Origin of the sequence: Sphingobium sp. AS12, assembly GCF_019097845.1 — a bacterium.
Taxonomy (GTDB): Bacteria; Pseudomonadota; Alphaproteobacteria; order Sphingomonadales; family Sphingomonadaceae; genus Sphingobium.
The window spans coordinates 417,306-441,687 of sequence record NZ_JAHRGM010000024.1 but is presented as its reverse complement, the minus strand read 5'-3'; the positions used below and the strand labels follow the sequence as shown (position 1 = coordinate 441,687).

The following is a 24,382-nucleotide window of genomic DNA, read 5'->3' as shown; positions in this document are numbered from 1 at the left end:
CCATGACGCTGATATTGTTCAACAAGCCCTTCAACGTCCTGTGCCAGTTCACCCCCGAAGCCAATGGCCCGGAGCGGCAGACGCTCAAGGATTTTGTCGATGTGCCGGGCGTCTATCCCGCCGGGCGGCTGGACACGGACAGCGAAGGGCTGTTGCTGCTGACCGATGATGGCCGCTTGCAGGCGCGGATCGCCGACCCGCGCTTCAAAATGCCCAAAACCTATCTGGCGCAAGTGGAGGGCGAACCGGACGAGGCAGCGCTCGACGCGCTGCGGCGCGGGGTGACCTTGAAAGACGGGCGGACCTTGCCCGCCGAGGTCGAACGGATCGACGACCCGGCGCTCTGGCCCCGCGATCCCCCGGTGCGCTTCCGCAAGACCGTGGCCGACTGCTGGATCAGCCTGACGATAAGGGAGGGCAAGAACCGGCAGGTGCGGCGCATGACGGCAGCGGTCGGGCATCCGACGCTCAGGCTGGTGCGCTGGGCGATTGGCGAATGGACGCTGGAAGGGGTGCAGGCGGGGGAATGGTGCGAGGTTGGGTGAGGGGGCCGCAAACGACCAGAAGTTGCCCTGAGACGCGCCAATTGCGTTGGCTAGAAGCGGACGCTAACCAGATATCATGACCGCTCAGCGTTTCACGATCATGTGCGAATTTGATGGCGGAACATTTCTGTCGCAGGTTCATGCTACCGACGAAGAGCAAGCGCTCATTGCGTGGAGTGAGGTGCTTCGGCGCGAGAAGCCGATGGGGGGAGATTCCCTTTTAATCGCCTACGAGGCAGCCGCACGAAAGGATGACCTTACGGCTGTCGAAAGTCTCTCCGGGGTATGGTGTTGGAGTGGAATGGTCGAAAGCCGCTTGATCCTGACGCACATGGTGCGCTCAGCATAACTCGGCTGGTGTCGACCAGAAACGGTCACTCATTGAAACAGGCTTAATCTCCAGTAGCAGACAAGTCAGGCCTGATTATGTTTGCTGTTCACGGCGTTTTGTATCCGATTGAACACCCTGCCAGTCGCAAGGAAATTGATTAGCGCGAACTGCCCGACCATGAACCGAACGACGGATAAGAAATGCGTGCCATCTCCATGCTTCAAGCGAATGACGCGGCCGATCTTGTGGAGGCGGATCAGTTCGACATCCTCAACATCGTGGAATGCAATGTGATAAGAATTGCCGCCTGATTTAATGGCAATGGCCTTGTTGTCGATTTCCAGAACGCCCTTTGCCACTTTCGTAGCTAGGCCAAGTTCAGCGCCGTGGTAATAGAATATCCGATAGCTCATATATTGCCTATATCGGTGATGCCGACCTTGCGATGCTAGCCCATAAGCGGACCGTCGCAAATGCACCCAATTCAGCCAGAAACGATCGTCCGTGAAAAATAGTGGATTTCTGTAGCGCGCATCCCCCCTCCCGCAGGCGGGAGGGAGTTAGGGGGTGGGCTTGCGCGAGGTTGCGTTGGCCCACCCCGCTGCGACTAAGGCGCTGCGCGCCCAAGTCTCGCTGCCCAGCGGCGGGTGAACAGTCCCCCGGACTGTTCAGGTCATGCCGGGGGCATGACCGACCCGACGCTCGCTTGCGGGAGGGGCGTAAATCACGCCGCGGCGCGGCGTTCTTTCAGTTCTTCGTTCAGCATTTCGGCCAGCAGGAAGGCCATTTCCAGGCTTTGCGCCGCGTTCAGGCGCGGGTCGCAATGGGTGTGGTAGCGGTCGGCGAGGCCTTCGTCGGTGATGGCGATGGCGCCGCCGGTGCATTCGGTGACGTTCTGGCCGGTCATTTCGGCGTGGATGCCGCCGCCAAAGCTGCCTTCGGCGCGGTGGACGGCGAAGAAGCCGCGCACTTCGGCCAGGATGCGCTCGAACGGCCGCGTCTTGTAGCCATTGGCCGCCTTGACGACATTGCCGTGCATCGGGTCGCAGGACCAGACCACCGGATGGCCTTCGCGCATGACGGCGCGGACCAGCTTGGGCAGGCCCGCCTCGATCTTGTCATGGCCATAGCGGGTGATGAGCGTGATGCGCCCGGCTTCGCGCGACGGGTTGAGCAGGTCGAGCAGGCGGATGAGCGCGTCCGGCTCCAGGCTGGGGCCGCACTTCATGCCGATCGGATTGCCGATGCCGCGCAGATATTCGACATGGGCCGACCCTTCGAAACGGGTGCGGTCGCCGATCCACAGCATATGGGCGGACGTGTCATACCAGTCGCCGGTCAGGCTGTCCTGCCGGGTCAGCGCCTGTTCGAACGGCAGCAGCAGCGCTTCATGGCTGGTGTAGAAGCTGGTCCCGCCAAGCTGCGGCACGGTTTCCGCCGACAGGCCGCAGGCGCGCATGAAGTCGAGCGCCTGGCCGATCTGGTCGGCCATCTGTTCGAACTTTGCCGCCCACGGACTACGCCCCATGAAATCGAGCATCCAGCCATGGACGCGATCCAGGCTGGCATAGCCGCCGGTCGAGAAGGCGCGCAGCAGGTTGAGCGTCGCCGCCGACTGGTTATAGGCCTGCACCATGCGCTGCGGGTCCGGCTCGCGCCCTTCCGCGGTGAAGGCGATGTCGTTGACATTGTCGCCGCGATAGCTGGGCAGCTCGACCCCGCCGATGACTTCGGTATCGGCCGAGCGGGGCTTGGCGAACTGGCCCGCCATGCGGCCGACCTTCACCACCGGCAGCTTCGAGGCGAAGGTCAGCACGACCGCCATCTGGAGCAGCACGCGGAAGGTGTCGCGGATATTGTTCGGGTGGAACTCGGCAAAGCTTTCGGCGCAATCGCCGCCCTGCAACAGGAAGGCTTCGCCGGCCGCGACCCTGGCCAGGTCCGTTTTCAGGTTGCGCGCCTCGCCTGCAAAGACGAGCGGCGGAAACTGGCCGAGCTGGGCCTCCACGGCGGCCAGCGCCTGCGTGTCCCTGTAAGCGGGCATCTGAATGCCCTTGTGCGCGCGCCAGCTATCCGGCGTCCATTTCGCCGCCACGACGAGTCTCCTAAAATGAACCAAAAAAACAGGGGCCGCACCTACGCCGCCGCGCCGTTCAAGGCAAGTTTATAGCAGTCTTGCGTGGCCCATGCGCAATGATCCTTTCGATCAGACTGATCGAGCGGCTATTTCTGGCATGGATAGCGGTCGTTAAGCGCCACGCTGACCAGCACGGAGGCGGGGCCGCGCCGCTGGTCGGGCCAGCGTTCGAGATAGGCGACGACGGTGCGGCGGGCGTCGTCCGCGCTCATCTTGTCCGGCCAGCAGATCGGGCGACCCCGGCCGATGAAGCTGTCCTTGCGAATGCCATCGACCACGCCGACGATATAGGCGGTGCAGGCCAGCGCATATTCGGGCGCCTTGTTGCGGCATTTGGCGAGGAGCGATGTGCCGCTTTCGAACATGAAGGCGCTACCGCTGGTGGGCGCTGCGGAGACGGGAGTTGCCGCCGCTGCGACGAGGGCGATCAATAACAGGCGCATGAAGGGCGGACACTTTCTGTCAGTCAAAGCGGCTGGGCTTGGTGCGATAGTGCCGCCAGCGTCCGCGCCTGTCCAACCCGGACGACTGATGCCCGGAACGCTCCGCCTCAATCCTTCTGTCTGGCCGTGAAGGCGAAGGTCAGCGCCACCTGCGGGGCCAGCCCGCCGCTGCTCTCGCCATTGCCGACGCCAAAGGCGGCGCGGGCGATGGTGGCAGCGCCGCTGACCTTGCGGGTCGCGCCGTCGCCCGACAGGGTGAAGCGGATCGTCTGGGGCTTCGCGACGCCTTTGAGGCTGAGCGTGCCGGTGGCGCGATAGGCGTTCGCGCCCGTTTTTTCCGCGCCCTTCGCGGTGAAGGTTGCGGTAGGGTGGCTGGCGACGGCGAAAAATTCGTCGCCGGGCAGCATCCCGTCCTGATAAGCATCGCCGACGCTGGCGCTGGCCATGTCGATCGTCACCTTGATGTCGGCGCTTTCGGGATGGTCCGGGTCCATGACGATCGCGGCGGTCCATTTGGCAAAGCTGCCGCTGATCGTCTGGCCATCATTGCCGACGGAAAAGCCGATTTTGCCGCCAGGTTGCACGGTCCAGGCAGGCGGCGGTCCGACGGGTTCTTCCGGGGCGGCGTCGGTGGCGTTGGCGGCGGCGTTGTCTGGTGCAGGCTCCACGACATTTGCGGGTTCGGCGATATTTTCCGGCGTTTCGGGGGCCTCGACCGCGGCGGCGGCCTTTGGCGCGGGGGCGGGCAGGATCGCCTTGCCGACGACCAGACCCAGCAGGATCAGCGCGGGCAGGGCGATCAGCAGCGCGGTCGAACGGCCCGGTATCATCCGCCAGATCAGCCCGTCGCGCATCAGAAAATGGTGGCGCAGCGCGCCTGCGACATGGAGCAGGAACAGCGCGATGCCGAGCCAGGCGATCAGGCCATGGCTGCCCTCTGCCAGTTCATGCGCGCTGGCGGGCAGCGGCAGATGGGGCAGGGGCAGGACGCCGAACAGCAGGGTCGGCACCTTGACCTTGGCGGTCGATACCAGCGCCCAGCCGGTCAGGGGCGCGCCCAGCATGAAGGCGTAGAGTCCGACATGCACGCCCGACGCCAGCGCGCCCTGCCAGCCGCCCTCCAGTTTGGCCGGGCGCGGTTTCCAGTAGCGCACGACGATCCGCAGCAGGGTCAGCGCAAGAATCGTGATGCCGACCGACTTGTGCCACTGATAGAGGGCAAAGCCCCGCGCACCCAGATCTTCCAGCGCCCAGCCGACGCTGATCTGGAAGGCGAGCAGGGCGGCGATCGCCCAGTGCAGGATGATGGCGACAAGGCTGTAGCGTTGCATGAAAACCCCGGCAGGATGGACTGGCGCGGAAGCTATGCCGCGCGCGGGGCGAAGTCCATCGCCCTGCCGGGAAACGCAGCGTTGCCTATGGCTGGAGGGGAAGCGCTTCGGCGTCCGCGTCGGGCAGGGATGCGCCCATGACCTTGGCCAGCGTCGGCGCGATGGCGCGCATGTCGATCAGGCCCAGATCCTTGTCCCGCGCAACGCCTTTTCCCATGACCATGAAGGTCGCGCGCAGATTGGCGGGACCGGGGAAATAGCCGTGCATCCCCTTGACCGGGCTGCGGGCCACCACCGGCGCGGTGGGCCCGCGATAGATGTCGGTGACATAGCCGGGGGTGAGGTTGATGTAATAGGTCGCCTGCGGATTGCCGCCCATCGCGGCGATCTGCGCCTTGTCAGCGATCCTGACGATGCCGTTGGCCGGATTGGCGGCGAGCGTGTCGAGTAGCGCCTTCACCCGCACCGCCAGCGCCGCGTCGTCAGGCCGGGCGAGCATGATCGCGGTCGATCCGCCCGATATCCAGGGCATGGCCAGCCAGGAGGCGACCTTGCCGTCCTTGTCGAGCGTGATCAGGCCCGCGTCGATGAAGGGGCGGTAGAGGTTGATTGCTGTTTGGGTCGCTTCAAAACCATGGTCGCTGACCAGCGCGATGACGGCGTCGGGATGGGCCTGCATTTCCGCGGCCACCAGATCACCGACGATCGCGTCGATCTTTTCCAGCACCGCCCTGGCGGCTGGGGTGTCCGGTCCCATGGCATGTTGCTCATGGTCGAGCGCGGTGAGGTAAACGGTCAGGAATTGCGGCTTGTGCGCGGCGATCAGCGCGGTGGCGAAACGGCCGCGCAGCTGGTCGCCGGGCAGGCTTTCGTCAATGCCCATGGCGTAGGGCGCGCCGACTTTCGCCTCCAGTTCGGCTTTCAGGCCCGGCGTCGCCAGCGCATCGATTAGCTTGGCGTCGTCGGCATGACCCGTGCGCCAAATTTGCGGCAGGTTCCAGGTCACGCCCTTCGCCGCGACGCTGACCGGCCAGTGGATATTGCCGGTGGACAGGCCCGCCCTGGTCGCGGCCTCCCACAGGGTCGGCACCTTGATGTCCTGCGCATACCAGTACCAGCCGCCCTGATTGATGCCGGTGGGATCGAAGCTGTTATTGGCGACGATGCCGTGCCTGGCCGGGGTTACGCCAGTCATCAGCGTCGTGTGGCTGGGATAGGTCAGTGTCGGCAACACGCCGGTGACGCCCGATGCGTGCGCGCCCTGCGTCACGAAGCGGCGCAGATTGGGGAGGGAAAGGCCGCGCTTGTCCGCATCCAGCACGTCGCCGGGCCGGAGCCCGTCGATCGAGATGAGGAGGACGGGGTTCGCCAGCGCCGTTGCCGGGATGCAAGCGGCGAGGACGGTGGCGAGGAGCGCGGTCTTTTTCATGATGATTGTCCCAACTGCCGTTCGCTTCGAGCGTGTCGAGAAGCGGATGACGCTGTGCGCGCCGTTTCTCGACTTCGCTCGAAACGAACGGAGCTTGTTGTTTAGAACCCGGCCTTCAGCGTGGCGAAGAACTGTTGCGGGGCGCCGACCAGCAGGGTCTGGGCGTCGCCGCTATTGCCAAAGCCGCCCGACCCGATCGTGCCGACATAGCGTTTGTCGAGCAGGTTGGTGGCGTTGAACTGGACTTCGAGCTTGTCGGTGAAGCGATAGCCGAGCGAGGCGTCGACGATCAGGCGACCGGGGACCGAAGCGTCGTTGGTGTAGCTGTAGTAGCGGCGCGACATATAGTTGAGGCCGACGCGGAAGAAGCGCTGGCCATCGTCATAGTTGAACTCGCCGCGCGCCATATGCTTGGGGCTGTCCACCACGGTCTTGTCCTTGATCGCCGCAACCAGCACGCCGTTGCCGTCCACGACATCGTCGCGATAGGTCGCGTCGGTGTAGCTGTAGCTGGCATAGAGGCCAAAGCCGCCGCCCAGCTTCAGGTCGCCCGCGGCCTCGACGCCGATGGCGCGGACGCCGCCGACATTCTGGAGCGCCGACGGGTTGCCCTGGATCGCCGATCCGACCTGCACCGCGAGCAGGCGGTTGCGGAAGTTGACCAGATAAGCGCCCAGCGTGCCGTTGAAGATGGTCGTGTTGTAACGCAGGCCCAGTTCATAGGTGTCGGAGGCTTCGGGCTTCAGATCATCCTTGATCGCGTCGAAACCAGCCTGGTTGGTCGAGAAGGGGCCGGTCGTGGTGGCGCTGGCAAAGGCGCGGGTCGACTGGCTGAAACCGCCAAAGACTTCTGCTTCTGGGGTGACCTTCACGACGAAACCGGCGGTGGGCTGGAACCAGTCCTGCGCCTTGATCTTGCCCTGCGGGAAGCTGGCCTGCACGACGGCCTCTGCCTTGTTGGTGACCGAAAAGCCCTTCCACCCCAGGTTGATCGTCACCATGCCAAGGTCGATCTTGTCCTGCACATGATATTGGAACGTGTCGGTGGTGAAGTCGAACTCCCACTGCGTCGCGAAGGGGTTCTTCGGATAGTCGCGGAACGACAGGCCGGGTTCCGTGCGGCTGGCAAAGGCGTAGAAGCGGCGGGCCTGGTTGAACTTGTTATTTTCATACCATGCGCCGACGTTCAGGGTCTGGCGGCCGATCGTGAAATCGACGCTGCCGAAGCCGCCGATCCGGTCCATTTCATATTCGGTGGTGCGCACCGACATGGGGACGCCATTGGGGCTGGGGACATAGGGGGTCGCCCACAGGCCCATGCCGCTGTTGTTGTGGTAATAGCCCTTGAGGTTCAGCTTGGCTTGTCCGCCCAGCGGGGTCGTGAAGCCGATCGCGCCCAGCCAGTCCTTGCGGAGGCCCGATGCGTCATAATAGGCGTCGTCGGCGCTGGTGACATTGCCGGGGTAGGTCTGGCCGGTGGCGACGCTCGCGCCGCTATAGTCGAAACGGCCATCGGGGAAGGGCGATCCGCCGCTGTTGCTGATCCGGTCCACGTCGTTCAGGCGGGCGGCATAGTCGATCGCACGGGCATAGTCGGGATAGGTGTTGTCCCAGTCCCAGCCGAGCCGATTGATCATGCCCATCGACATGTCCTGATAATCCTGCTCACGGCGGTCCGAATAGCTCAGCCAGCCGTCAATCTGGGCCTCGCCTACCGGCACGATCACCTTGGCATTGCCCATATGCTGGTCCTGCGTGCCCTGGCCCTTATATTTGTCGGTCGATCCATAGCCGTAGGAGACATAGCCGCGCACGCCATCCCTGGTGCCCAGATTGAGGCGGGCGAAGGCGCGGATCGTTTCGTTGCTGCCATAGGTCAGGCCACCCAGCGTGCCCAGTTCGCCGGTCGGGTCGGCCGAGAAGGTCTCGACCGTGCCGCCCAGATTGCCGGTCGCCTGCGTGCCGAGCGAACCGGCACCCTGCGACACGCGCACGCTGCCGATATTTTCGCTGCTGATGGCGCGGGTGATGTGCAGGCCATTATGGTTGCCATAGCTCATGTCGCCCAGCGGGATGCCATCGAAGGTGAAGCCCAGCTGGTTCTGGTTGAAGCTGCGGATGGTAACGCGCTGCGACCATTCATAATTGCCGAACGGGTCGGCCGACTGGAAATTGACGCTGGGCAGCTTTTCGATGGCTTTGAGCGGATTGGTGCCGGGCGTAAGCACGACAATCTCACGCGCCTGAACTTCCTGCACCTGGCGGGTTTCGCCGCGACCAAAGACGATGATCGTCGCATCGTCCGGCGCTGCCTCTGCGGCGGGCGTGACGGGCGCAGCAGTCTGGGCGAAGGCGGGCGTAGCGGCCAGCATGGTGGAGGCGAGCAGCAGGGCAGTGGCAGGACGCATGAAATTTCCCCTTGGATGACCGTGATCGGCTTGGTCCGGGGCCGTAGGCGCGGGATGTTGCACCGCAATGAGAGGAGCTTGACGGATTGGCGTCGTCTGCGTGACACTCTTGTGATGCGCGCGGATCTTGCGCTAGATTGTGTCATAAAGGTCGCAGTCGCGCCATTTTCGCGGGCGCGATTGCATCACTCGTCAGCATGGCTATGGCATTGCCATCCCTATCTTATTGGAAAGCAGGACATGGCCAAACCCGAATCCTGGCGTTTCAGTCCCGAAGCCTATCGCTTCGTTACCAGCATCGACACCCGCTTTCAGGATCTCGATACGATGGGCCACATCAATAATGTGGCGATTTCCGGTATCTTCGAGACCGCGCGTATCCGCTTTCACCATCATATGGGCCGCCATCCGCAGGAACAGGGCGTGCGCTGGCTGGTGGCGAATGTGAACCTCAACTTCATCGAGGAATCGCACTTCCCCTATCCGTTCGACGTCCATTGCGCGATCGGCCATATCGGCCGGACCAGCTGGACGATCAGCTCGGCGGGGTTCCAGAAAGGCGTCTGCGTCGCCACCTGCGACACCACCGTCGTCACCCATGGCGCCGAAGGCCGCCGCGAGATTGACGAGACGCTGCGCGAGGCGATGGAACTGAATTTCATCCGCCAGCCGGGGTGATTGGGGACATAGTGAAAGGTCATTTCACTTCGTCATGCTGAATTTATTTAGCTGCGCTGGCCTTCGGCTCAGCATCCATTTCTCGTTACGAACCACCGCTTGATCCGGCGAAATGGACCCTGAAACAAGTTGAGGGTGACGAGTGAGGTGAGTCAGCTCCCTAGGCGACTTACCCGCCTTAAAGGGCGGGCTTGTCAGGTCATGATCCTCAACTTCAGCATTACCCAAACCCGTGCATCCGCCGCGACCATTGGAAGGCGATGACTGCGCCCTTGACCGGCTGGATCATCGCGACCGCCAGCAGCAGCGCCAGGCTCGGCCAGATCGCGGCCTGCCAACCCAGCGGAATGTCGAGTGCGCTGTTCACCTCGATCATAAGCGGCACTAATATATGGCCCAGCAACAGGATGACGATATAGGAGGGGAAGTCGTCGGCCTGATGCGCGTCCCAGCGCTGGCCGCAATGGGCGCAGGCGGTCGTCGGCTTGAGGAAGCGGGCGAACATCCGTCCCTCGCCACAGGCCGGGCAGCGCCCGCGCAGCGCCAGGCCGATGGCGGCGCCAAGCGGACGATCGGGGGCGGCTTTGGGGGTCTGGTCGGGCATAGGCGTTTAGGTAGGGGCTGCGCCACGGCCAGGCAACACAGCATATTCCCTTACTGGCCCTTTCGCCCGCGCAAAAGCCTGTTAATAAGCCGCCATGCGTCTCCCCGGTCCGTCCGAAGTCTTTGCCCTGTTCGACGATGCGCGCTTGCGTGGCGCTGCCCCGGCGCGGCTCTATCGCGATCCGGTTGGCATCATCGCGGCGCATAGCATGGACGAGGTCCAGCCCGCGCTCGACCGGCTGGCCGACGCGCGCGAGAGCGGGCTGCATGTCGCAGGCTATATGGCCTATGAGGCCGGCCTTGCGCTGGAGGAGCGGCTCGCGCCGATCGCCCGCCGTCGTCAGGCGGACAGCAAAGCCGGGCCGCTGCTGTGGTTCGGCCTGTTTGAAGGGGTGCGGCTGATCGCGCCGGGGACGCTGCCCGACCTGCTGCCCGATCCGGCCGGTGCCAGCGTGACGCCACCCCGCCCGCTGATCGACGAGGCCGAGTATCGCGCGGCGTTCGACGCGGTGCAGGACTATATCCGCGCGGGCGACATTTATCAGGCGAACCTGACCTTCCCCTGCGAAACGAGCGTCATCGGTGATCCGATGGCGCTCTATGCCGCGATCCGCCCCCGCGCGGCGGCGGGCTATGGCGGAGTCATCCGCACTGGCGGGCAGGCGTTGCTGTCCTTTTCGCCCGAACTCTTCTTCACGTTGGTGCGCGGCCAGCTGACCGCGCGGCCGATGAAGGGCACCGCAACCCGCCATGCCGACCCGCAACAGGACGCGGCGCTGGCCCAATGGCTGCAAAGCGACGCCAAGCAGCGCGCGGAAAATCTGATGATCGTCGACCTGTTGCGCAACGACCTGTCGCGCGTGTCGCGCGCGGGCAGCGTGACCGTGCCGGACCTGTTCAAGGTGGAGACCTATCCGACCGTCCACCAGCTGGTGTCGACCGTGCGCGCGCGCATCCTGCCCGGCCTGTCGCCGGTCGATGTGCTGCGCGTGCTGTTCCCGTGCGGTTCGATCACCGGCGCCCCAAAAGTGCGGGCGATGGAGATACTCGACGCGCTCGAACCCCATGCGCGCGGCGTCTATACAGGCTCCATGGGCTGGATCGACCCGGATGGCGACGCCGCGTTCAACGTCGCGATCCGCACGCTGACCATCGATGAAGGCGCGGGCGTCGGACGGTTGGGGCTTGGCTCTGGTCTGGTGGTGGATTCGGACGCCGCTTCGGAATGGGCGGAATGTCTGGCCAAGGGGCGGTTTCTTGCTGGCGCTTGACATATTTGCCGCCAACGGCTTGGAATAAGGGCAATGTCACTGGCCGATGGACGCTATGATCTGCTCGAAACCATGGCCTTCGATCCGCTCGAAGGCATCAGGTTGCTGGAGCTGCACCTCACAAGGTTGAAGGCGAGCGCCGATGCGCTTGGCTTTGCCTTCGATCGCCACGGCGTGCGCAACGAATTGCAGGCCGCGACCTTCCGCCTGCGCGACCATAGCCGGGTGCGGCTGATGGTGTCGCGCGGTGGGGCGGTGGCGATCGAGGTGCGCGATGCGGTTGCCTGGCCCGCCGCGATCGTCCCGGTCAAGGTGGTGCCGCGCCATGCGCCTGCCGACGACCTGCGGCTGCTGCACAAAACGACCGACCGGTCGCTCTATCGCGATGCGCTGGCGCGTGGCGGCACCTATGAAGTCGCGCTGATCGACGCGCAGGGCTATCTGACCGAAGGCTGCTATTCCTCGATCTTTGTCGAGCGCGGCGACAAATTGCTCACCCCGCCACTGTCGCGCGGCCTGTTGCCGGGCATTTTGCGCCAAAGCCTGATCGACATGGGGGAGGCGGTCGAGGCCGATCTGCGCCCGCATGATCTGGACAATGGTTTCTTCATCGGCAACGCCGCGCGCGGCATGGTCGCGGCGACTCTGGCCCATTAGCCACATCATTCTGCCGTAAATCCATTAAGCCTGAACTGGCCGGTTGCCCCTGCGTCTGTTGCGCACTAAGGACCGCCGCGTCCGCTTTGCTTGCGGATACGGGGATTCTTTCGAAAGATAATTACCATGAGCCAGACTTCCGCCGCCCTTGGTCGTATCCAGCCTTCCGCCACGCTCGCCATGAGCGCGCGGGTGAATGCGCTCAAGGCGCAGGGCGTGGACGTGATTGGCCTGTCGGCGGGCGAGCCGGACTTCGACACGCCCGATTTCGTCAAGGAAGCGGGCATTGCCGCCATTCGCAACAATCTGACCCGCTATACCGACGTGGACGGCACTGCCGACGTCAAGGAAGCGGTGATGTTCAAATTCCAGCGCGACAATGGCCTGGCCTACAAGCGCAGCCAGATCACGGTGAACTCCGGCGGCAAGCACACCCTGTTCAACGCGCTGGTCGCGACCGTGGACGCGGGCGATGAGGTCATCATCCCCGCGCCTTACTGGGTCAGCTATCCCGACATCGTGAACTTTGCCGGCGGCACCCCGGTGTTCATCGAGGGGCCGGCGAGCCAGGGCTACAAGATCACCGCCGCCCAGCTCGACGCCGCGATCACCCCGCGCACCAAATGGGTGATGCTGAACTCGCCGTCCAACCCCAGTGGCGCGGCCTATTCGGCGGCGGAACTGAAGGAACTGGCGCACGTGCTGCTGCGCCATCCCCATGTCCTCATCATGACCGACGATATGTATGAGCATGTCTGGTATGCGACCACCCCCTTCGCCACCATCGCGCAGGTCTGCCCGGAACTCTATGACCGCACCTTGACGGTCAATGGCTGCTCCAAGGCTTTCTCCATGACCGGCTGGCGCATCGGTTTTGCCGGCGGTCCCGAATGGATCATCAAGGCGATGGGCAAGCTGCAATCGCAGTCGACCAGCAACCCCTGCTCGATCAGCCAAGCCGCCGCCGTCGCCGCGCTCACCGGGCCGCAGGATTTTCTGGAGGATCGCAACGCCGCCTTCAAGAAGCGCCGCGACATGGTCGTCGCGATGCTGAACGACGCGCCGGGCCTCGATTGCCCGACGCCCGAAGGCGCTTTCTATGTCTATCCCGACGCCAGCGGCGTGATCGGCAAGGTGACGCCCAAGGGGGTGACGATCGACAGCGACGAAACGCTGATCGGCTATTTCCTGGACGAGGCCAAGGTCGCCGCAGTCCACGGCGCCGCCTTCGGCCTCTCGCCTGCCTTCCGCATCAGCTATGCGACGTCGGAAGAGGTGCTGAAAAAGGCCTGCACCCGCATCCAGGAAGCCTGCGCCGCGCTGAAATAACAGTCCTCCCCAAGCTTGCTTGAGGAGGGGGACCGCTGGCGAAGCCAGTGGTGGAGGGGTGGGGCGTCCAGACGCCAACGCCCCCATTCCCACACAAACAGAAACGGTCCTTTTCCACCCGCGCCGTCTTGCAGGCAGCGCGGAACGCTCTATATGCACGTTGCATAGTGAAACTGATTTAAGGCGACGCCCCGTTCGTCGTTCTGTTCCTTGGCTTGGTCGAAAGCCGCACCCGTGCGGCGCGATGTTCAGCAAGGGGCAAGACAGCAGGGTGTAACCGATCGGCCTGAACCGCCGAAACCAAAGAATAAGAAAGGCACAGGCCATGTTGACGTTTTTGAAATCCGAATTGTTCCTGCGCTTTCTGGGCGGGTTTGCGATCGGTGCCGTCGGCATGGTACTGCTCCAGCCCGATGAACAGCCGATCCTCAGCTCCCCCGCGATCGCCGCGACCAGCACCAATCATGCGGCGCTCTGACGGCATCAGCCTCGCCATTTTCGCGGCGCTCGCCGTCGCGTCCCCGGCGCGCGCCGAGCGCCCGGTCCTGGCCCCTGTCGCCACCATTGACGCCGCGCCCACCCGCAAGCTGGAAACCGCCGTGTTCGCGGGCGGCTGCTATTGGGGCGTGGAGGGCGTCTTTTCCCATGTGAAGGGCGTCCATCTGGTCAAGTCCGGCTTTGCCGGTGGCCCGGCCAACCGCCGCGTCGATTATGAGATGGTCAGCGGCGGCGGCACCGGCTTTGCCGAAGCCGTCCGCGTCACCTATGATCCCAAACAGGTCAGCTACGCCACGCTGCTGCGCATCTTCTTCTCGGTCATCGCCGATCCCACAACGCTCAACTATCAGGGGCCAGACCATGGCACCCAATATCGCAGCGCGCTCTTCCCGCTGAACGCCGAGCAGGGCAAGGCAGCGACCGCCTATCTGGCGCAGCTCAGCAAGGCGGGCCTGTGGCGCGACCCGGTGGTGACCAAGGTGGAGCGCTTCACCGGTTTTCAGGACGCTGACGCCTATCATCAGGACTTCATGACGAAGAACCCGCGCCATCCCTACATATTGCGCTGGGACGCCCCCAAGCTGGCGGCGTTCAAGGCGATGTTTCCGGCGCTGTATCGGGATCGGCCATCGGCTTGAATCACAACCTGGCTGTTGCGCCTTCCGCGCCAGTTCGACAGCCCCTCGACATTTGACTCAACCGCTATAGGGTTTGAGCATTAGTCGGCTGTACGTCGGGGGAAAGATTGCGTTCGTATATTTCAGCGGGTTTGACCGCATGTGCCATTATCGCGCCTTCCAGCGCCCATGCCGGTGACACGCCCTTATATCAGCCCGCTGCGGCGTGGGTCGTGCCGGCAAAAGTGCCTATTTCGTCCGGCGCAACGCCGCTGGCCAAGCTGGACATCCAGCACCGCATCGAAAATGGCCTGCTGTCCACCTATGTCGATCAGGCGACGCGGATCACATCGGCTGAGATTTTGTCGCAGGCCGCGACCCTCGTTGTCCCATGGGCACCTGACAAGGGTGACCTGATTGTCCACGAACTGTCGATCCTGCGCGATGGTACGACGATTGACCTGCTCGCCAAAGGACAGAAGTTCACGATATTGCGGCGCGAACAGACGCTGGAACAGCGGGAGTTGACGGGAATATTGTCAGCTACGCTGGCCGTCGAAGGATTGCAGGTCGGCGATCTTCTTCAAATGCGTCTGACCATTACCGCGAAGGATAGTGCGCTGGCCGGGCGCGTCCAAGACGTGGTGCCATTGCTGGCATTGCCCGCGCGCGTGGATTACGCCCATGTGCGCTTTTCGTGGCCGACCAAGGAGCAGATGCGATGGCATTTGCTGGCGGAAGGAGCCAAGCCGCAACCCGTGCGGAAGGGTAATTATACCGAAATCGCCATGGCACTGCCGCTGCCAAGCAAGCAGAAATGCCGCAAGATGCTCCGTCGCGCTATCAGCACCCGCCCTTGATGGAATTAACGAATTTCGCTGATTGGGCTGACGTTTCCAAGGTCATGGCGCCACTTTATGCGACGCAGGGCATGATCGATCCCGGTAGCGCACTCGCGCTGGAAGTAGCCGCGATCGAGAAGGCGTCGAACACGCCGCTGGGCCGTGCGCAGCTTGCCCTTGAACTGGTGCAGGACAAAATCCGCTATCTGGCAGTTGGCATGGATGGCGGCAATTACCTGCCGCAAAAACCCGCGAAAACGTGGGAAGTGCGCTATGGTGATTGCAAGGCCAAGTCGCTGCTGCTGCTGGCATTGTTACATGCCATGAAAATCGACGCCGAACCGGTTTTGGCAAATGTCGGTATGGGTGATTTTGTCGTGGATCGGTTACCCAGCGCGGCGGCATTCAACCATATTCTGGTGCGAACCACAATTGATGGCGAGACATTCTGGATGGATGGAACCGGCAGCGGATCGCGCATGGCAGACATTCGGGATACGCCACCATTCTACCATGTCTTGCCGGTCAGGGCCGATGGTGCAGCATTGGTTAGGATCGAGACCCATGCAAATGCGCGACCGATGCTGGACCTGTCGGTCGATGCTGATGAAAGCACCAGCGTCGATTTGCCCAGCCCCTTCCAGGCGACTGCCATCTTGCATGGGCCAGCGGCGGCGCAGATCATTCTGGCCAAGAACCAGTTGGGAGAAAAAGAACAGCGAGAAGCGGTCCAAAGCCTTTTTCAGACTTGGTTGGGCCAAGGACAATATGCTGATGCCGCCATCATCCCGGACAGCAAGACAGGTGATGTGACGATCAGGGTGCGGGGCGTCACGACGACGCCTTGGGTCACCGAAGATCGGCGTCGCAAGCGGTTTGTAACGCGGGCGGTCAATGCGGTCAGCTTTGCGCCAGATCGCAGCAAGCCGAATTGGTCCGCCATTCCGGTGGCGGTCCGCCCGCCGTCTGGTATGCGCGATCGACTGCGCCTGAAGCTTCCAGTCAACGGGCAGGGATTTTCGATCGACGGGACGCCCGACATGAAGGAGCGTATCGCCGGATTTGACATTGCGCGCACTACGAAGCTGGAAGGTGGCATCGTCACGCTGGACGAGCGTATAGATTCACTGGGTGGGGAAGTTCCCGCCGCCCGTATTCCCGCAGAGCGCGATGCCGTCGCGACGGCGCAGGCACGCGCGCCACGCCTTGTAGCGCCCGCTGATACTCGTCGGCGGTGGGACATCGCTGTAGCTGATATGCGTAGTTCGAGCCAGATCGGTGCGATCAGGGCGATCTTCGACAAGGTCATTACCGACGATCCCGATGAGGTGAGCGGTTATGTGAGCCGCGCGGCCTTCCTGGAAGGCGTTGGGGACCGACGGGCCGCCTTTGCCGACAGAACGCGCGCGGTAGAGATCGCACCTTCGGTTGAAACCTATATGGCGCGGTCGAACGCGGCCTATCAACTGGGTGACATCAAGGCGGCACTAGCTGATGGAGAATCGGCGCGCGCCCTTGATCCGTCGTCGGCATGGGCCACTGGTCGGGTTGCTTTCATGAAGGCAGAGCAGGGCAATCTGGCTGAAGGCGTGTCTTTGTTGGACGAGCGTATCGCACTAGGTGGCGAGATGCGCCCGGCTTATCTCAACAGCAAAGCTGAATTGCTGGCCGAATATGGCAAGGTGGAGGACGCCTTGGCCATTTTTGATGAACTAATTATCCAAAAGCCCGGCTCGCCGTCGCTCATGAACCAGCGTTGCTGGGCCAAAGGCACACGATCGGTCATGCTGGACAGTGCGGTCAAGGACTGTACGACCGCCATTGAATTGAGCAACGATACGAGCGCTGCGCTCGATAGTCGTGCAATGGTCTGGTATCGGCTGGAGCGATATGATCAGGCGTTGGCAGATCTTGATGCCGTACTCGCCGCTAATCCAGGACAAAGCGACAGTCGTTTCCTGCGCGCGGTCGTTTTGAAGGCATTGCACCGGGATGCTGATGCCGCCGTCGATAGTGCCATCGCCCGTCGGCTAGATCCGAGTGTCGACCGGCGCTATGCGAGATTTGGGATCAAGCTGCTCTGATCCTGTAGAAAAGTACGCCACGTCGCGACGCAAAAAGGGGCGGAGTCTGGTAAAAGACTCCGCCCCTTTTGGTACATGAGCAGAACAAAATTTTACTTCGGGGCCAGCACCATCAGCATCTGGCGGCCTTCCATGCGGGGATAGGCTTCGACCTTGGCGACTTCGGCGACATTTTCCGCGACGCGCTGGAGCAGGGCCATGCCGAGTTGCTGGTGGCTGAGTTCGCGGCCACGGAAGCGCAGGGTGATCTTCACCTTGTCGCCGTCGCCGATGAAATCATGCACCTTCTTCATCTTCGTATCATAGTCATGATCGTCGATGTTCGGACGCATCTTGATCTCTTTGAGTTCCTGCGTCTTTTGCGTCTTGCGGGCGATATTCGCCTTTTTCTGGGCTTCGTACTTATATTTGCCGATGTCCAGAAACTTGCAGACCGGCGGGTCAGCCGTGGGCGATACTTCGACCAGGTCCAGGCCGACATCGGCCGCCTGTTCGATCGCTTCCTGCGTAAACATCACACCCAGATTCTCGCCTTCCCCGTCAATCACGCGGACTTTGGGGACCGTGATGAATTCATTGTAGCGAGGGCCGGATTTCGGCGGCGGCGCCAGCGGGCGGCGCATCATTGGGGGACGTATAGCAGTATCTCCTATGGTCGTTGCAAAAACGAGTGGCTCTTAGCGGCTTTTTGGCAAAGCGCAAAGGGGTCCGTGATCCTCAGTCAAGGAATCACGAACCCTGTGGCATTGCAGCCGCTACAGCATATCGGGCGCGCGGGCTTCATTTGCAAGGCGGGAAATCGCTTCGTCGAGCGAAAGGAAGCTCTGCCCGTCGCTGCCCAGCACGCGCAGCGCGACCTTGCCTTCCTCCGCCTCCCGCCGGCCCACGACCAGCAGGTTGGGGACTTTGGCGAGACTATGTTCGCGCACCTTGTAATTGATCTTCTCGTTGCGCAGGTCCGCTTCGGCGCGGATGCCCGCGGCGCGCAGCTTCGCCAGCACCTCGCCCGCATAGTCGTCCGCGTCCGACACGATGGTCGCGACCACCGCCTGCACCGGGGCCAGCCAGGCCGGAAAGCGCCCGGCATAATGTTCGATCAGGATGCCGATGAAGCGTTCATAGCTGCCGAAAATGGCGCGGTGGAGCATGACGGGGCGATGCCGTTCGCCATCTTCGCCGACATAGCTGGCGTCGAGTCGTTCGGGCAGGACGCGGTCCGACTGGATCGTGCCGACCTGCCATGTCCGGCCGATCGCGTCAGTGAGATGCCATTCCAGCTTGGGCGCGTAGAAAGCGCCTTCGCCCGGCAGTTCTTCCCAGCCAAATTCCGGCGTGTTGAGACCCGCGGCGGCAACGGCGGCGCGCAGTTCATTCTCCGCCTTGTCCCACATCTCCTCGCTGCCGAAGCGCTTTTCGGGGCGCAGGGCCAGCTTGATCGAGTAGGTAAAACCGAAATCCTTGTAGATTCGGTCGGCCAGCGCGCAGAAGGCGCGGACTTCCTCGACAATCTGATCCTCGCGGCAGAAGATATGCGCGTCGTCCTGCGTGAATTGCCGCACCCGCATCAGGCCGTGCAGCGCGCCATGCGGCTCGTTGCGGTGGCAGCAGCCATTTTCGTAGAAGCGCAGCGGCAGGTCGCGATAGCTTTTGATCCCCTGACGGAAGATCAGCACATGCGCCGGGCAGTTCATGGGCTTCAATGCCATCCAGTCGGCATCGTCCGACACCAGCGGGCCTTCATCGTCGACGTTAGGCACTTCGTCGGGGATGACGAACATGTTTTCGCGATATTTGCCCCAATGGCCCGACGTTTCCCACTGGCGCGCGTCCATCACCTGCGGCGTCTTGACCTCGCGATAGCCCGCATCGTCGATGGCGCGGCGCATATAGGCCTCCAGCTGACGCCAGATCAGATAGCCCTTGGGATGCCAGAACACGCTGCCATGCGCTTCCTGTTGCAGGTGGAACAGGTCCATCTCTGCGCCCAGCTTGCGATGGTCGCGCTTGGCCGCTTCTTCCAGGCGCGTCAGATGTTCGGCCAGTTGCTTCTTGTTGAGCCAGCCGGTGCCGTAGATGCGGGACAGCATCGCATTGTTCTGATCGCCGCGCCAATAAGCGCCCGACACCCGCGTCAGCTTGAAGGCCGACGGATCGAGCCGCCCGGTCGAGGCCAAATGCGGGCCACGGCACATGTCATACCAGCCGTCACCGCTATGATAGACGGTCAGTTCCTCGCCCTGGGGCAGTTCGGCGGCCCACTGCGCCTTGAACGTTTCGCCCGCCGCCTGCCATTGCGCAATCAGCGTGTCGCGGGCGATGACTTCGCGGCGCAGCGGCTTGTCGGCGGCGATGATCTCCCGCATCTTCGCCTCGATCGCGGGCAGATCCTCGTCGGTGAAGGGGCCGCGTTCGGGGTTGGGCGCGAAATCATAATAGAAGCCGTCGTCGGTGGACGGGCCGAAGGTGATCTGCGTGCCGGGGAACAGGGTCTGCACCGCTTCGGCAAGGATATGCGCGAAATCATGCCGCGCCAGTTCCAGCGCGTCGGCCTCATCCTTCGCCGTCACCAGCGCCAGCGTCGCGTCCTGCTCCAGCGGGCGGTTGATATCGCGCAACTCGCCATCGACCCGCGCCGCAATCGCCGCCTTGGCCAGCCCCGGCCCGATCGCCGCTGCAATATCCGCCGGGGTAGTGCCGGGCGCGACTTCGCGCACGTTACCGTCGGGCAGAGTGATTTTGAGCATGGCGGACACAGGATTTCCTTGAAAGGCTAAGCGGAGAGCGGCCGCAAATGCCGCGCCTTCCCCATAAATGGGCCGCCCTGCCTGTCAATAGAAGGGGACTTGCCGACAAACAGGAAAAGGCGCATCAGATATGTTCTAACATAACATTTTATCGCAGGAGGGTTTCATGGTTTCACGCCTGTCATCACCCGTTATCCCGTCGGGCGACATGCCGATGGGAGAGATGAACACGACGCCGCTGATCGACGTCATGCTGGTGCTGCTCATCATGTTCATCATCACCATCCCGATCCAGACGCACAGTGTTGGCATCGACCTGCCCCAGACCCCGGTGACGCCGCAGCAGCCGATGCCCGATCCGGTCAAGAACAAGGTCGGCGTCGATGCCGATGGCGTGATCCGCTGGAACGGTGCGGCGGTCGACCGGCTGACGCTGCGCCAATATCTCGCCGCGTCGCTGCGGATGCCGGTCGAACCGGAATTGCAGTTCCAGCCTGATGCCGCCGCCCGCTATCTGGCGGTCGATGAAGTGCTGGCCGACATCAGGCGATCGGGCGTGACCAAATTGGGGTTTGTGGGTAACGAACGCTATCGCGACTTCTGACTTGACCCTCCGCTTTCGTCCATGTCTTGTGGCCTCCGGGGTATATTTGGGGGCATAGATGACGGACGATGTGGACGCGCAAGCCAGTTTCGCGTTCGAAGGCAGTTGGCGCAGTTATGCGCCGATTGCTTTTACCAACCTGTTCCTGACGATCGTGACGCTGGGCGTCTATCGCTTCTGGGCGACGGCGCGGACCCGGCGCTATTTGTGGGCGAATACGCGCTTCATTGACGATTGGTTGGAGTGGACAGGGACGGGCAAGGAACTGTTCTTTGGCTTCCTGATGGTGGTGTTGCTGATCGGCCTGCCCTTTCTGTTCCTTCAGTTCGGCGCGCAGGCGTTGCTGCTGCAAGGACACACGGCTTTGGCCGGCATCCTCACGATGGTCGCGGGCTTCACGATCTTCTACTTTACCGGCGTCGCCCGCTTCCGCGCGCTGCGGTACCGTCTGAGCCGGACCTGGTGGCACGGCATCAGAGGCGGCAGCGACGATCGGGGTTTTGGCTATGGCCTGCAATATATGTGGCGCACGCTGGTCGCCTATCTGCCGTTCGGCTTGCTGATCCCCTGGTCGATGATGTCCTTGTGGAATCGCCGCATGAACCGGATGAGCTTCGGGTCGGAGCCTTTCGTTGCCCACGGCCGCGCCCGGCCGCTCATGAAGCGCTTTTTGCTCTTCTATCTGGCACCGATCCTGTTCGTGCTGCTGGCCGTGGCGACGGCCGGAACCTTTGGCGGATATCTGGGCGGTGTCTGGGTGACGTCCAACTTCCCGCCGATCCTGCGCATCATTGCCTTTCTGGTCATCTCCGTTGGTGTTTATGTTTTGCTTGGTTTGATCGCGCTGGCGTATTACGCCGCCTTCCTGCGCGAGGCGATCGACAATCTCACGCTGGGCGGCCTGCAATTCTCGTTCGAGGCGAGCACCGACGATTGGCTTGCGCTATTCTTCGTGGACGTCGCGCTGGTGGTGGGCACGTTGGGGATCGGGGCGATCTTTCTGGAATATCGCCATTGGAAATTCTTCATCACCCACATGGGCGCGGCTGGCGAAGTCTATACCGATCAGCTGACGCAGTCGCAGACCAGGACCGATCGTCATGGCGAAGGCCTGCTTGATGCCTTCGACGTAGGAGCGTTCTGATCGCCATGTCCGATTTTCGGCTGTGGCACTATGATGGCGTGACGGCCATCCGGCGCGACGTGCTGCTCCAACCCGACGTGACAGGCTTTTACTTGCAGGAGGCGGATAGCGGCTGGACCGGCACGTTGGTCGATTGGGCCGACCTGACCGTCATCGGTGCGGAGAAAGGACGGTCGGCCTACGGCCATCGCGCCTTGCCTGGCTGGCGCATGGGTTTTGCCGGTCAGGCACCGGCTGAGATTGCCGCGCATCTGCCCAGAGTCGAACGCTATGGTCGATGGATCGACCGTTTCGGATTCTGGCCGGCGGCTGGCGTCTTTACGGTCATTGCAGCGCTCGTGGTCTGGGGTGCGGCGGAGGCACCCGCTGTTATCGCGCCGCTGATCCCGCAAAGCTGGGAAAACCGGATGGGCGACGCGATGGTTGGCGATTTTGGCGGGCGCTTTTGCCACACACAGGCGGGTGACGCGGCGTTGCGGGCGCTGGTGGCGCGGGTCGATCCCCAGGGGGAAGCGCGCGACATCGCCATCGCCAACATTCCGCTGGTCAATGCGGTCACCCTGCCGGGCGGGCGGATCATCCTGTTTGACGGACTGGTGCAACAGGCCGGGTCGCCCGACGAGGTGGCTGGCATCCTTGGCCATGAACTGGGCCATGTCCGGCATCGTGACACGGTGGCGGGACTCGTGCGGCAATTGGGGCTGAGTGTCGTGCTGGGCGGCTTTGGTGGGAGCAGTGGGGGCTATCTCAACAGCGTGCTGGCGCTCAGCTATGGCCGCAATGCCGAGGCTGCGGCGGACGGGGTTGCGATCGACCAGATGCGGCGGGCGGCCATTTCCCCGGCGCGCACGGCGGATTTCTTCATGCGCATGGGCGGGAAGCGTGAAACGACACGCGAGGGGCAGGCCATGACCTGGCTATCCTCGCACCCACTGTCGAGCGAACGGCGCAAGCGTTTTGCCGCAGCCGTCGAGCCGGGCGCGCGCTATCGCCCGGCGCTCGATGCGGCGCAGTGGCGCGCGCTGCGGGCGTCCTGCGCAGCCGATCCCGATGTCGCCAAGGCCTGGGGCCGTGACTTCTGATCGTTAGCCGAACAGCAGCCGCGCATCATCGCCGGTCGCCTGCATGAACGCCACAGGTCCGCCGACATCAACGCCCGGCGGCAGCGCATCCGCCGACATAGCGCACAGCGCCAGCCCGCTCTGACAGGCGTTGATGGTGACGCCCAGCGCCTGTGCTTCGGTCAGCAGGGTGGCGAGGTCAGGCAAGCCCGCCGCACGGTGCGCCGCGTCCTCTGGCGCGGTGACCGGAGGGCGGAGCAGGGCGACGGCATCGAGTTGCAGGAACAGCGCCGCTGCGCCACCCAGCGCCGCCTGCGCACTAGCCAGCACCAGCGCGCCACGCAGCCTTTCAGCGTCAGCGGCGGTGACGATAATCCTTAAGGGACGCATAGTTGCACGGCGCAGGCCGGGCAGGCGGCGTCTTTGGGGACGTCGAGCGTGCGGAACCGCATGGACAGAAGATCGGCGATCAGCAGCCGCCCGGCCATGTCCGCGCCGAAAGGCACGAGGGCGCGGATCACCTCCAGCGCGGCCAGACTGCCCATCGCGCCGGTGAGTGCGCCGATAACGCCGGTTTCGGCGCAATTGCGTTCCGGCGCATCTTCGGGCGCACCCACCAGGCAGCGATAACAGGGCTTGTCCGCTTCCCAGCCGCGATAGGTGGCGATCTGTCCCTCAAACGGGCCGACCGCCGCCGAGACGAGCGGAATGCGCAACCGTTGCGCCGCGCCGGCGACCGCCAGCCGGGTCGTGAAACTGTCGCTGCCGTCCAGCACTACGTCCGCATCGCGCAGCATCAGCGCGGCATTGTCCGCGTCGATCCGCGCGTTGATCGGGATCAGCTTGACGTCCGGGTTCAGCCGCGCGACCGCCGCCATCGCGACTTCCGCCTTGGGCCCGCCGACGTCCGCCGTGCCGAACAAGACCTGCCGTTGCAGGTTGGACAGCGCGACCGCGTCATCGTCGATCACCCGGATGGTGCCGACGCCAGCGGCAGCGAGATAGAGGATCGCCGGGCTGCCAATGCCGCCCGCGCCGATCACCGCGACATCGGCGGACAAGAGCCGCGCCTGTCCCGCGCCGCCAATTTCCTTCAGCACGATATGGCGGGCATAGCGCTCCAACTGATCGTCGCTCAGCGTCATGGCGCGTCGGACCAGAGGAAGCGGACCTGCGAGCGCATCCAGACCGGGCCAGTCGGGCGATTGTCATCGGCGGTCTGGCGCGCCGTGCCAATGGTGCGCCCGTCCACCATGACGGGCTTCACCACGGCCTGACCATTATTGCGGAAAGAATTGCCCAGCGTGCCGAGGATGCGACGACTGACGAACTTCTCCACGTCCGGGCAATTGGCGTTGACTGGCGCGATCTTCAGCGGCTTGCCGTCCTCCGTCAACAGGAACAGGACGTCGATCTCCAGCAGGTTTGATCCTTCATAGGGTACTGCGCCACGACATTTACCGCGCCGATACAGCTTCGCGACATCTTCCGACCAGCGCGGCGAAATCTTGCGCCCCAGCCAGCCTTCGATGACCGGAACGCCGGACAGATCCTGCGGCATGGGCGGCAGGGCGTCGGCCACCGGGGTCGCAGCCAGCATCAGCGAAAGCAGCATCGTCATCGCGT

25 protein-coding genes are annotated in these 24,382 nt (G+C 63.3%); 13 read left to right on the top strand and 12 right to left on the bottom strand.

Going from position 1 to position 24,382, the window contains the following annotated elements:
- Nucleotides 1–2 precede the first annotated feature (2 nt).
- Nucleotides 3–545, top strand: coding sequence for an rRNA large subunit pseudouridine synthase E (locus KRZ98_RS11155; protein WP_217673600.1), 543 nt, complete (start codon nucleotides 3–5; stop codon nucleotides 543–545).
- A 76-nt stretch (nucleotides 546–621) separates the two neighbouring features.
- Nucleotides 622–894 carry a hypothetical protein gene (locus KRZ98_RS11150; RefSeq protein WP_217673599.1) on the top strand — a complete coding sequence of 91 codons (273 nt, stop codon included), beginning with the start codon at nucleotides 622–624 and terminating at the stop codon, nucleotides 892–894.
- 65 nt (nucleotides 895–959) lie between these two features.
- Here KRZ98_RS11150 and KRZ98_RS11145 read toward each other — a convergent pair whose 3' ends face one another.
- The 6 genes from KRZ98_RS11145 to KRZ98_RS11120 all read right to left on the bottom strand — a co-directional run bounded on the left by KRZ98_RS11145 (nucleotide 960) and on the right by KRZ98_RS11120 (nucleotide 8,624).
- Nucleotides 960–1,289, bottom strand: a complete 330-nt coding sequence (locus KRZ98_RS11145) for a hypothetical protein (protein WP_217673598.1) — start codon at nucleotides 1,287–1,289, stop codon at nucleotides 960–962.
- A gap of 311 nt (nucleotides 1,290–1,600) precedes the next feature.
- On the bottom strand, nucleotides 1,601–2,971 hold the full coding sequence (locus KRZ98_RS11140) for a class II 3-deoxy-7-phosphoheptulonate synthase (protein WP_217673597.1): 1,371 nt from the start codon (nucleotides 2,969–2,971) through the stop codon (nucleotides 1,601–1,603).
- A 128-nt stretch (nucleotides 2,972–3,099) separates the two neighbouring features.
- On the bottom strand, nucleotides 3,100–3,456 hold the full coding sequence (locus KRZ98_RS11135; RefSeq protein WP_217673596.1) for a Rap1a/Tai family immunity protein: 357 nt from the start codon (nucleotides 3,454–3,456) through the stop codon (nucleotides 3,100–3,102).
- Nucleotides 3,457–3,563: 107 nt separating this feature from the next.
- The gene (locus KRZ98_RS11130; RefSeq protein ID WP_217673595.1) at nucleotides 3,564–4,787 is read right to left on the bottom strand and encodes a YceI family protein; all 1,224 of its coding nucleotides are present in this window, start codon (nucleotides 4,785–4,787) and stop codon (nucleotides 3,564–3,566) included.
- Nucleotides 4,788–4,872: 85 nt separating this feature from the next.
- On the bottom strand, nucleotides 4,873–6,216 hold the full coding sequence (locus tag KRZ98_RS11125; protein ID WP_217673594.1) for an alkaline phosphatase family protein: 1,344 nt from the start codon (nucleotides 6,214–6,216) through the stop codon (nucleotides 4,873–4,875).
- A gap of 101 nt (nucleotides 6,217–6,317) precedes the next feature.
- The gene (locus KRZ98_RS11120; protein WP_217673593.1) at nucleotides 6,318–8,624 is read right to left on the bottom strand and encodes a TonB-dependent receptor; all 2,307 of its coding nucleotides are present in this window, start codon (nucleotides 8,622–8,624) and stop codon (nucleotides 6,318–6,320) included.
- Between the two features lie 240 nt (nucleotides 8,625–8,864).
- On the opposite strand from KRZ98_RS11120, the gene KRZ98_RS11115 reads away from it, so the two are divergent.
- Nucleotides 8,865–9,302 carry a thioesterase family protein gene (locus KRZ98_RS11115; RefSeq protein WP_119749153.1) on the top strand — a complete coding sequence of 146 codons (438 nt, stop codon included), beginning with the start codon at nucleotides 8,865–8,867 and terminating at the stop codon, nucleotides 9,300–9,302.
- Between the two features lie 220 nt (nucleotides 9,303–9,522).
- Here the strand turns inward: KRZ98_RS11115 and KRZ98_RS11110 are convergent, their stop codons facing one another.
- Nucleotides 9,523–9,906 (bottom strand): DUF983 domain-containing protein, encoded by a 384-nt coding sequence (locus KRZ98_RS11110; protein WP_217673592.1) that lies wholly within the window; start codon nucleotides 9,904–9,906, stop codon nucleotides 9,523–9,525.
- 94 nt (nucleotides 9,907–10,000) lie between these two features.
- On the opposite strand from KRZ98_RS11110, the gene pabB reads away from it, so the two are divergent.
- From pabB to KRZ98_RS11085, 7 genes are all read left to right on the top strand, one after another.
- Nucleotides 10,001–11,176: an aminodeoxychorismate synthase component I gene (gene pabB / locus KRZ98_RS24065; protein WP_254798241.1), complete on the top strand. Its 1,176-nt coding sequence runs from the start codon at nucleotides 10,001–10,003 to the stop codon at nucleotides 11,174–11,176.
- A gap of 33 nt (nucleotides 11,177–11,209) precedes the next feature.
- On the top strand, nucleotides 11,210–11,833 hold the full coding sequence (locus KRZ98_RS24060; RefSeq protein ID WP_254798240.1) for an aminotransferase class IV: 624 nt from the start codon (nucleotides 11,210–11,212) through the stop codon (nucleotides 11,831–11,833).
- A 126-nt stretch (nucleotides 11,834–11,959) separates the two neighbouring features.
- The gene (locus KRZ98_RS11100) at nucleotides 11,960–13,162 is read left to right on the top strand and encodes a pyridoxal phosphate-dependent aminotransferase (RefSeq protein WP_217673591.1); all 1,203 of its coding nucleotides are present in this window, start codon (nucleotides 11,960–11,962) and stop codon (nucleotides 13,160–13,162) included.
- A gap of 325 nt (nucleotides 13,163–13,487) precedes the next feature.
- Nucleotides 13,488–13,640 carry a hypothetical protein gene (locus KRZ98_RS11095; protein WP_217673590.1) on the top strand — a complete coding sequence of 51 codons (153 nt, stop codon included), beginning with the start codon at nucleotides 13,488–13,490 and terminating at the stop codon, nucleotides 13,638–13,640.
- Entirely contained in the window at nucleotides 13,627–14,298 is a 672-nt protein-coding gene (gene msrA, locus KRZ98_RS11090) for a peptide-methionine (S)-S-oxide reductase MsrA (RefSeq protein ID WP_217673589.1), read from the top strand. Before KRZ98_RS11095 ends, msrA begins: the two co-directional genes overlap by 14 nt.
- Before the next feature lie 212 nt (nucleotides 14,299–14,510).
- Nucleotides 14,511–15,137, top strand: a complete 627-nt coding sequence (locus tag KRZ98_RS24055; RefSeq protein WP_368389806.1) for a DUF3857 domain-containing protein — start codon at nucleotides 14,511–14,513, stop codon at nucleotides 15,135–15,137.
- A gap of 44 nt (nucleotides 15,138–15,181) precedes the next feature.
- Nucleotides 15,182–17,203 (top strand): transglutaminase, encoded by a 2,022-nt coding sequence (locus KRZ98_RS11085; RefSeq protein ID WP_254798239.1) that lies wholly within the window; start codon nucleotides 15,182–15,184, stop codon nucleotides 17,201–17,203.
- A 92-nt stretch (nucleotides 17,204–17,295) separates the two neighbouring features.
- Here KRZ98_RS11085 and infC read toward each other — a convergent pair whose 3' ends face one another.
- Together infC and thrS are read right to left on the bottom strand one after the other, a co-directional pair.
- The gene (infC, locus tag KRZ98_RS11080) at nucleotides 17,296–17,829 is read right to left on the bottom strand and encodes a translation initiation factor IF-3 (RefSeq protein ID WP_006955743.1); all 534 of its coding nucleotides are present in this window, start codon (nucleotides 17,827–17,829) and stop codon (nucleotides 17,296–17,298) included.
- A 129-nt stretch (nucleotides 17,830–17,958) separates the two neighbouring features.
- Nucleotides 17,959–19,947, bottom strand: coding sequence for a threonine--tRNA ligase (gene thrS / locus KRZ98_RS11075; protein WP_217673588.1), 1,989 nt, complete (start codon nucleotides 19,945–19,947; stop codon nucleotides 17,959–17,961).
- A 166-nt stretch (nucleotides 19,948–20,113) separates the two neighbouring features.
- On the opposite strand from thrS, the gene KRZ98_RS11070 reads away from it, so the two are divergent.
- Genes KRZ98_RS11070 through KRZ98_RS11060 form a run of 3 tightly spaced genes read left to right on the top strand, consistent with a single transcriptional unit; the run spans nucleotide 20,114 to nucleotide 22,777 of the window.
- On the top strand, nucleotides 20,114–20,551 hold the full coding sequence (locus KRZ98_RS11070) for a biopolymer transporter ExbD (RefSeq protein WP_254798238.1): 438 nt from the start codon (nucleotides 20,114–20,116) through the stop codon (nucleotides 20,549–20,551).
- A 58-nt stretch (nucleotides 20,552–20,609) separates the two neighbouring features.
- Entirely contained in the window at nucleotides 20,610–21,695 is a 1,086-nt protein-coding gene (locus KRZ98_RS11065; protein WP_217673587.1) for a YjgN family protein, read from the top strand.
- A 5-nt stretch (nucleotides 21,696–21,700) separates the two neighbouring features.
- On the top strand, nucleotides 21,701–22,777 hold the full coding sequence (locus tag KRZ98_RS11060) for a M48 family metallopeptidase (RefSeq protein WP_217673586.1): 1,077 nt from the start codon (nucleotides 21,701–21,703) through the stop codon (nucleotides 22,775–22,777).
- 3 nt (nucleotides 22,778–22,780) lie between these two features.
- On the opposite strand, the gene KRZ98_RS11055 is transcribed toward KRZ98_RS11060, so the two are convergent.
- From KRZ98_RS11055 to KRZ98_RS11045, 3 genes are read right to left on the bottom strand one after another with little or no spacing between them, the layout of a single operon-like run.
- Nucleotides 22,781–23,146 (bottom strand): DsrE family protein, encoded by a 366-nt coding sequence (locus KRZ98_RS11055; protein WP_217673585.1) that lies wholly within the window; start codon nucleotides 23,144–23,146, stop codon nucleotides 22,781–22,783.
- The gene (locus KRZ98_RS11050; protein WP_217673584.1) at nucleotides 23,134–23,901 is read right to left on the bottom strand and encodes a HesA/MoeB/ThiF family protein; all 768 of its coding nucleotides are present in this window, start codon (nucleotides 23,899–23,901) and stop codon (nucleotides 23,134–23,136) included. Before KRZ98_RS11050 ends, KRZ98_RS11055 begins: the two co-directional genes overlap by 13 nt.
- Nucleotides 23,898–24,377 (bottom strand): hypothetical protein, encoded by a 480-nt coding sequence (locus KRZ98_RS11045; protein WP_217673583.1) that lies wholly within the window; start codon nucleotides 24,375–24,377, stop codon nucleotides 23,898–23,900. The genes KRZ98_RS11050 and KRZ98_RS11045 overlap by 4 nt, the downstream gene beginning before the upstream one ends.
- Nucleotides 24,378–24,382: the final 5 nt, after the last annotated feature.

Coding starts and splice junctions, on each gene's coding strand:
- KRZ98_RS11155 (WP_217673600.1), top strand. CDS start 3: ATGACGCTGATATTGTTCAACAAGCCCTTCAACGTCCTGTGCCAGTTC.
- KRZ98_RS11150 (WP_217673599.1), top strand. CDS start 622: ATGACCGCTCAGCGTTTCACGATCATGTGCGAATTTGATGGCGGAACA.
- KRZ98_RS11145 (WP_217673598.1), bottom strand. CDS start 1,289: ATGAGCTATCGGATATTCTATTACCACGGCGCTGAACTTGGCCTAGCT.
- KRZ98_RS11135 (WP_217673596.1), bottom strand. CDS start 3,456: ATGCGCCTGTTATTGATCGCCCTCGTCGCAGCGGCGGCAACTCCCGTC.
- KRZ98_RS11130 (WP_217673595.1), bottom strand. CDS start 4,787: ATGCAACGCTACAGCCTTGTCGCCATCATCCTGCACTGGGCGATCGCC.
- KRZ98_RS11125 (WP_217673594.1), bottom strand. CDS start 6,216: ATGAAAAAGACCGCGCTCCTCGCCACCGTCCTCGCCGCTTGCATCCCG.
- KRZ98_RS11120 (WP_217673593.1), bottom strand. CDS start 8,624: ATGCGTCCTGCCACTGCCCTGCTGCTCGCCTCCACCATGCTGGCCGCT.
- KRZ98_RS11115 (WP_119749153.1), top strand. CDS start 8,865: ATGGCCAAACCCGAATCCTGGCGTTTCAGTCCCGAAGCCTATCGCTTC.
- KRZ98_RS11110 (WP_217673592.1), bottom strand. CDS start 9,906: ATGCCCGACCAGACCCCCAAAGCCGCCCCCGATCGTCCGCTTGGCGCC.
- pabB (WP_254798241.1), top strand. CDS start 10,001: ATGCGTCTCCCCGGTCCGTCCGAAGTCTTTGCCCTGTTCGACGATGCG.
- KRZ98_RS24060 (WP_254798240.1), top strand. CDS start 11,210: ATGTCACTGGCCGATGGACGCTATGATCTGCTCGAAACCATGGCCTTC.
- KRZ98_RS11100 (WP_217673591.1), top strand. CDS start 11,960: ATGAGCCAGACTTCCGCCGCCCTTGGTCGTATCCAGCCTTCCGCCACG.
- KRZ98_RS11095 (WP_217673590.1), top strand. CDS start 13,488: ATGTTGACGTTTTTGAAATCCGAATTGTTCCTGCGCTTTCTGGGCGGG.
- msrA (WP_217673589.1), top strand. CDS start 13,627: ATGCGGCGCTCTGACGGCATCAGCCTCGCCATTTTCGCGGCGCTCGCC.
- KRZ98_RS11085 (WP_254798239.1), top strand. CDS start 15,182: ATGGCGCCACTTTATGCGACGCAGGGCATGATCGATCCCGGTAGCGCA.
- infC (WP_006955743.1), bottom strand. CDS start 17,829: ATGATGCGCCGCCCGCTGGCGCCGCCGCCGAAATCCGGCCCTCGCTAC.
- thrS (WP_217673588.1), bottom strand. CDS start 19,947: ATGCTCAAAATCACTCTGCCCGACGGTAACGTGCGCGAAGTCGCGCCC.
- KRZ98_RS11070 (WP_254798238.1), top strand. CDS start 20,114: ATGGTTTCACGCCTGTCATCACCCGTTATCCCGTCGGGCGACATGCCG.
- KRZ98_RS11065 (WP_217673587.1), top strand. CDS start 20,610: ATGACGGACGATGTGGACGCGCAAGCCAGTTTCGCGTTCGAAGGCAGT.
- KRZ98_RS11060 (WP_217673586.1), top strand. CDS start 21,701: ATGTCCGATTTTCGGCTGTGGCACTATGATGGCGTGACGGCCATCCGG.
- KRZ98_RS11055 (WP_217673585.1), bottom strand. CDS start 23,146: ATGCGTCCCTTAAGGATTATCGTCACCGCCGCTGACGCTGAAAGGCTG.
- KRZ98_RS11050 (WP_217673584.1), bottom strand. CDS start 23,901: ATGACGCTGAGCGACGATCAGTTGGAGCGCTATGCCCGCCATATCGTG.
- KRZ98_RS11045 (WP_217673583.1), bottom strand. CDS start 24,377: ATGACGATGCTGCTTTCGCTGATGCTGGCTGCGACCCCGGTGGCCGAC.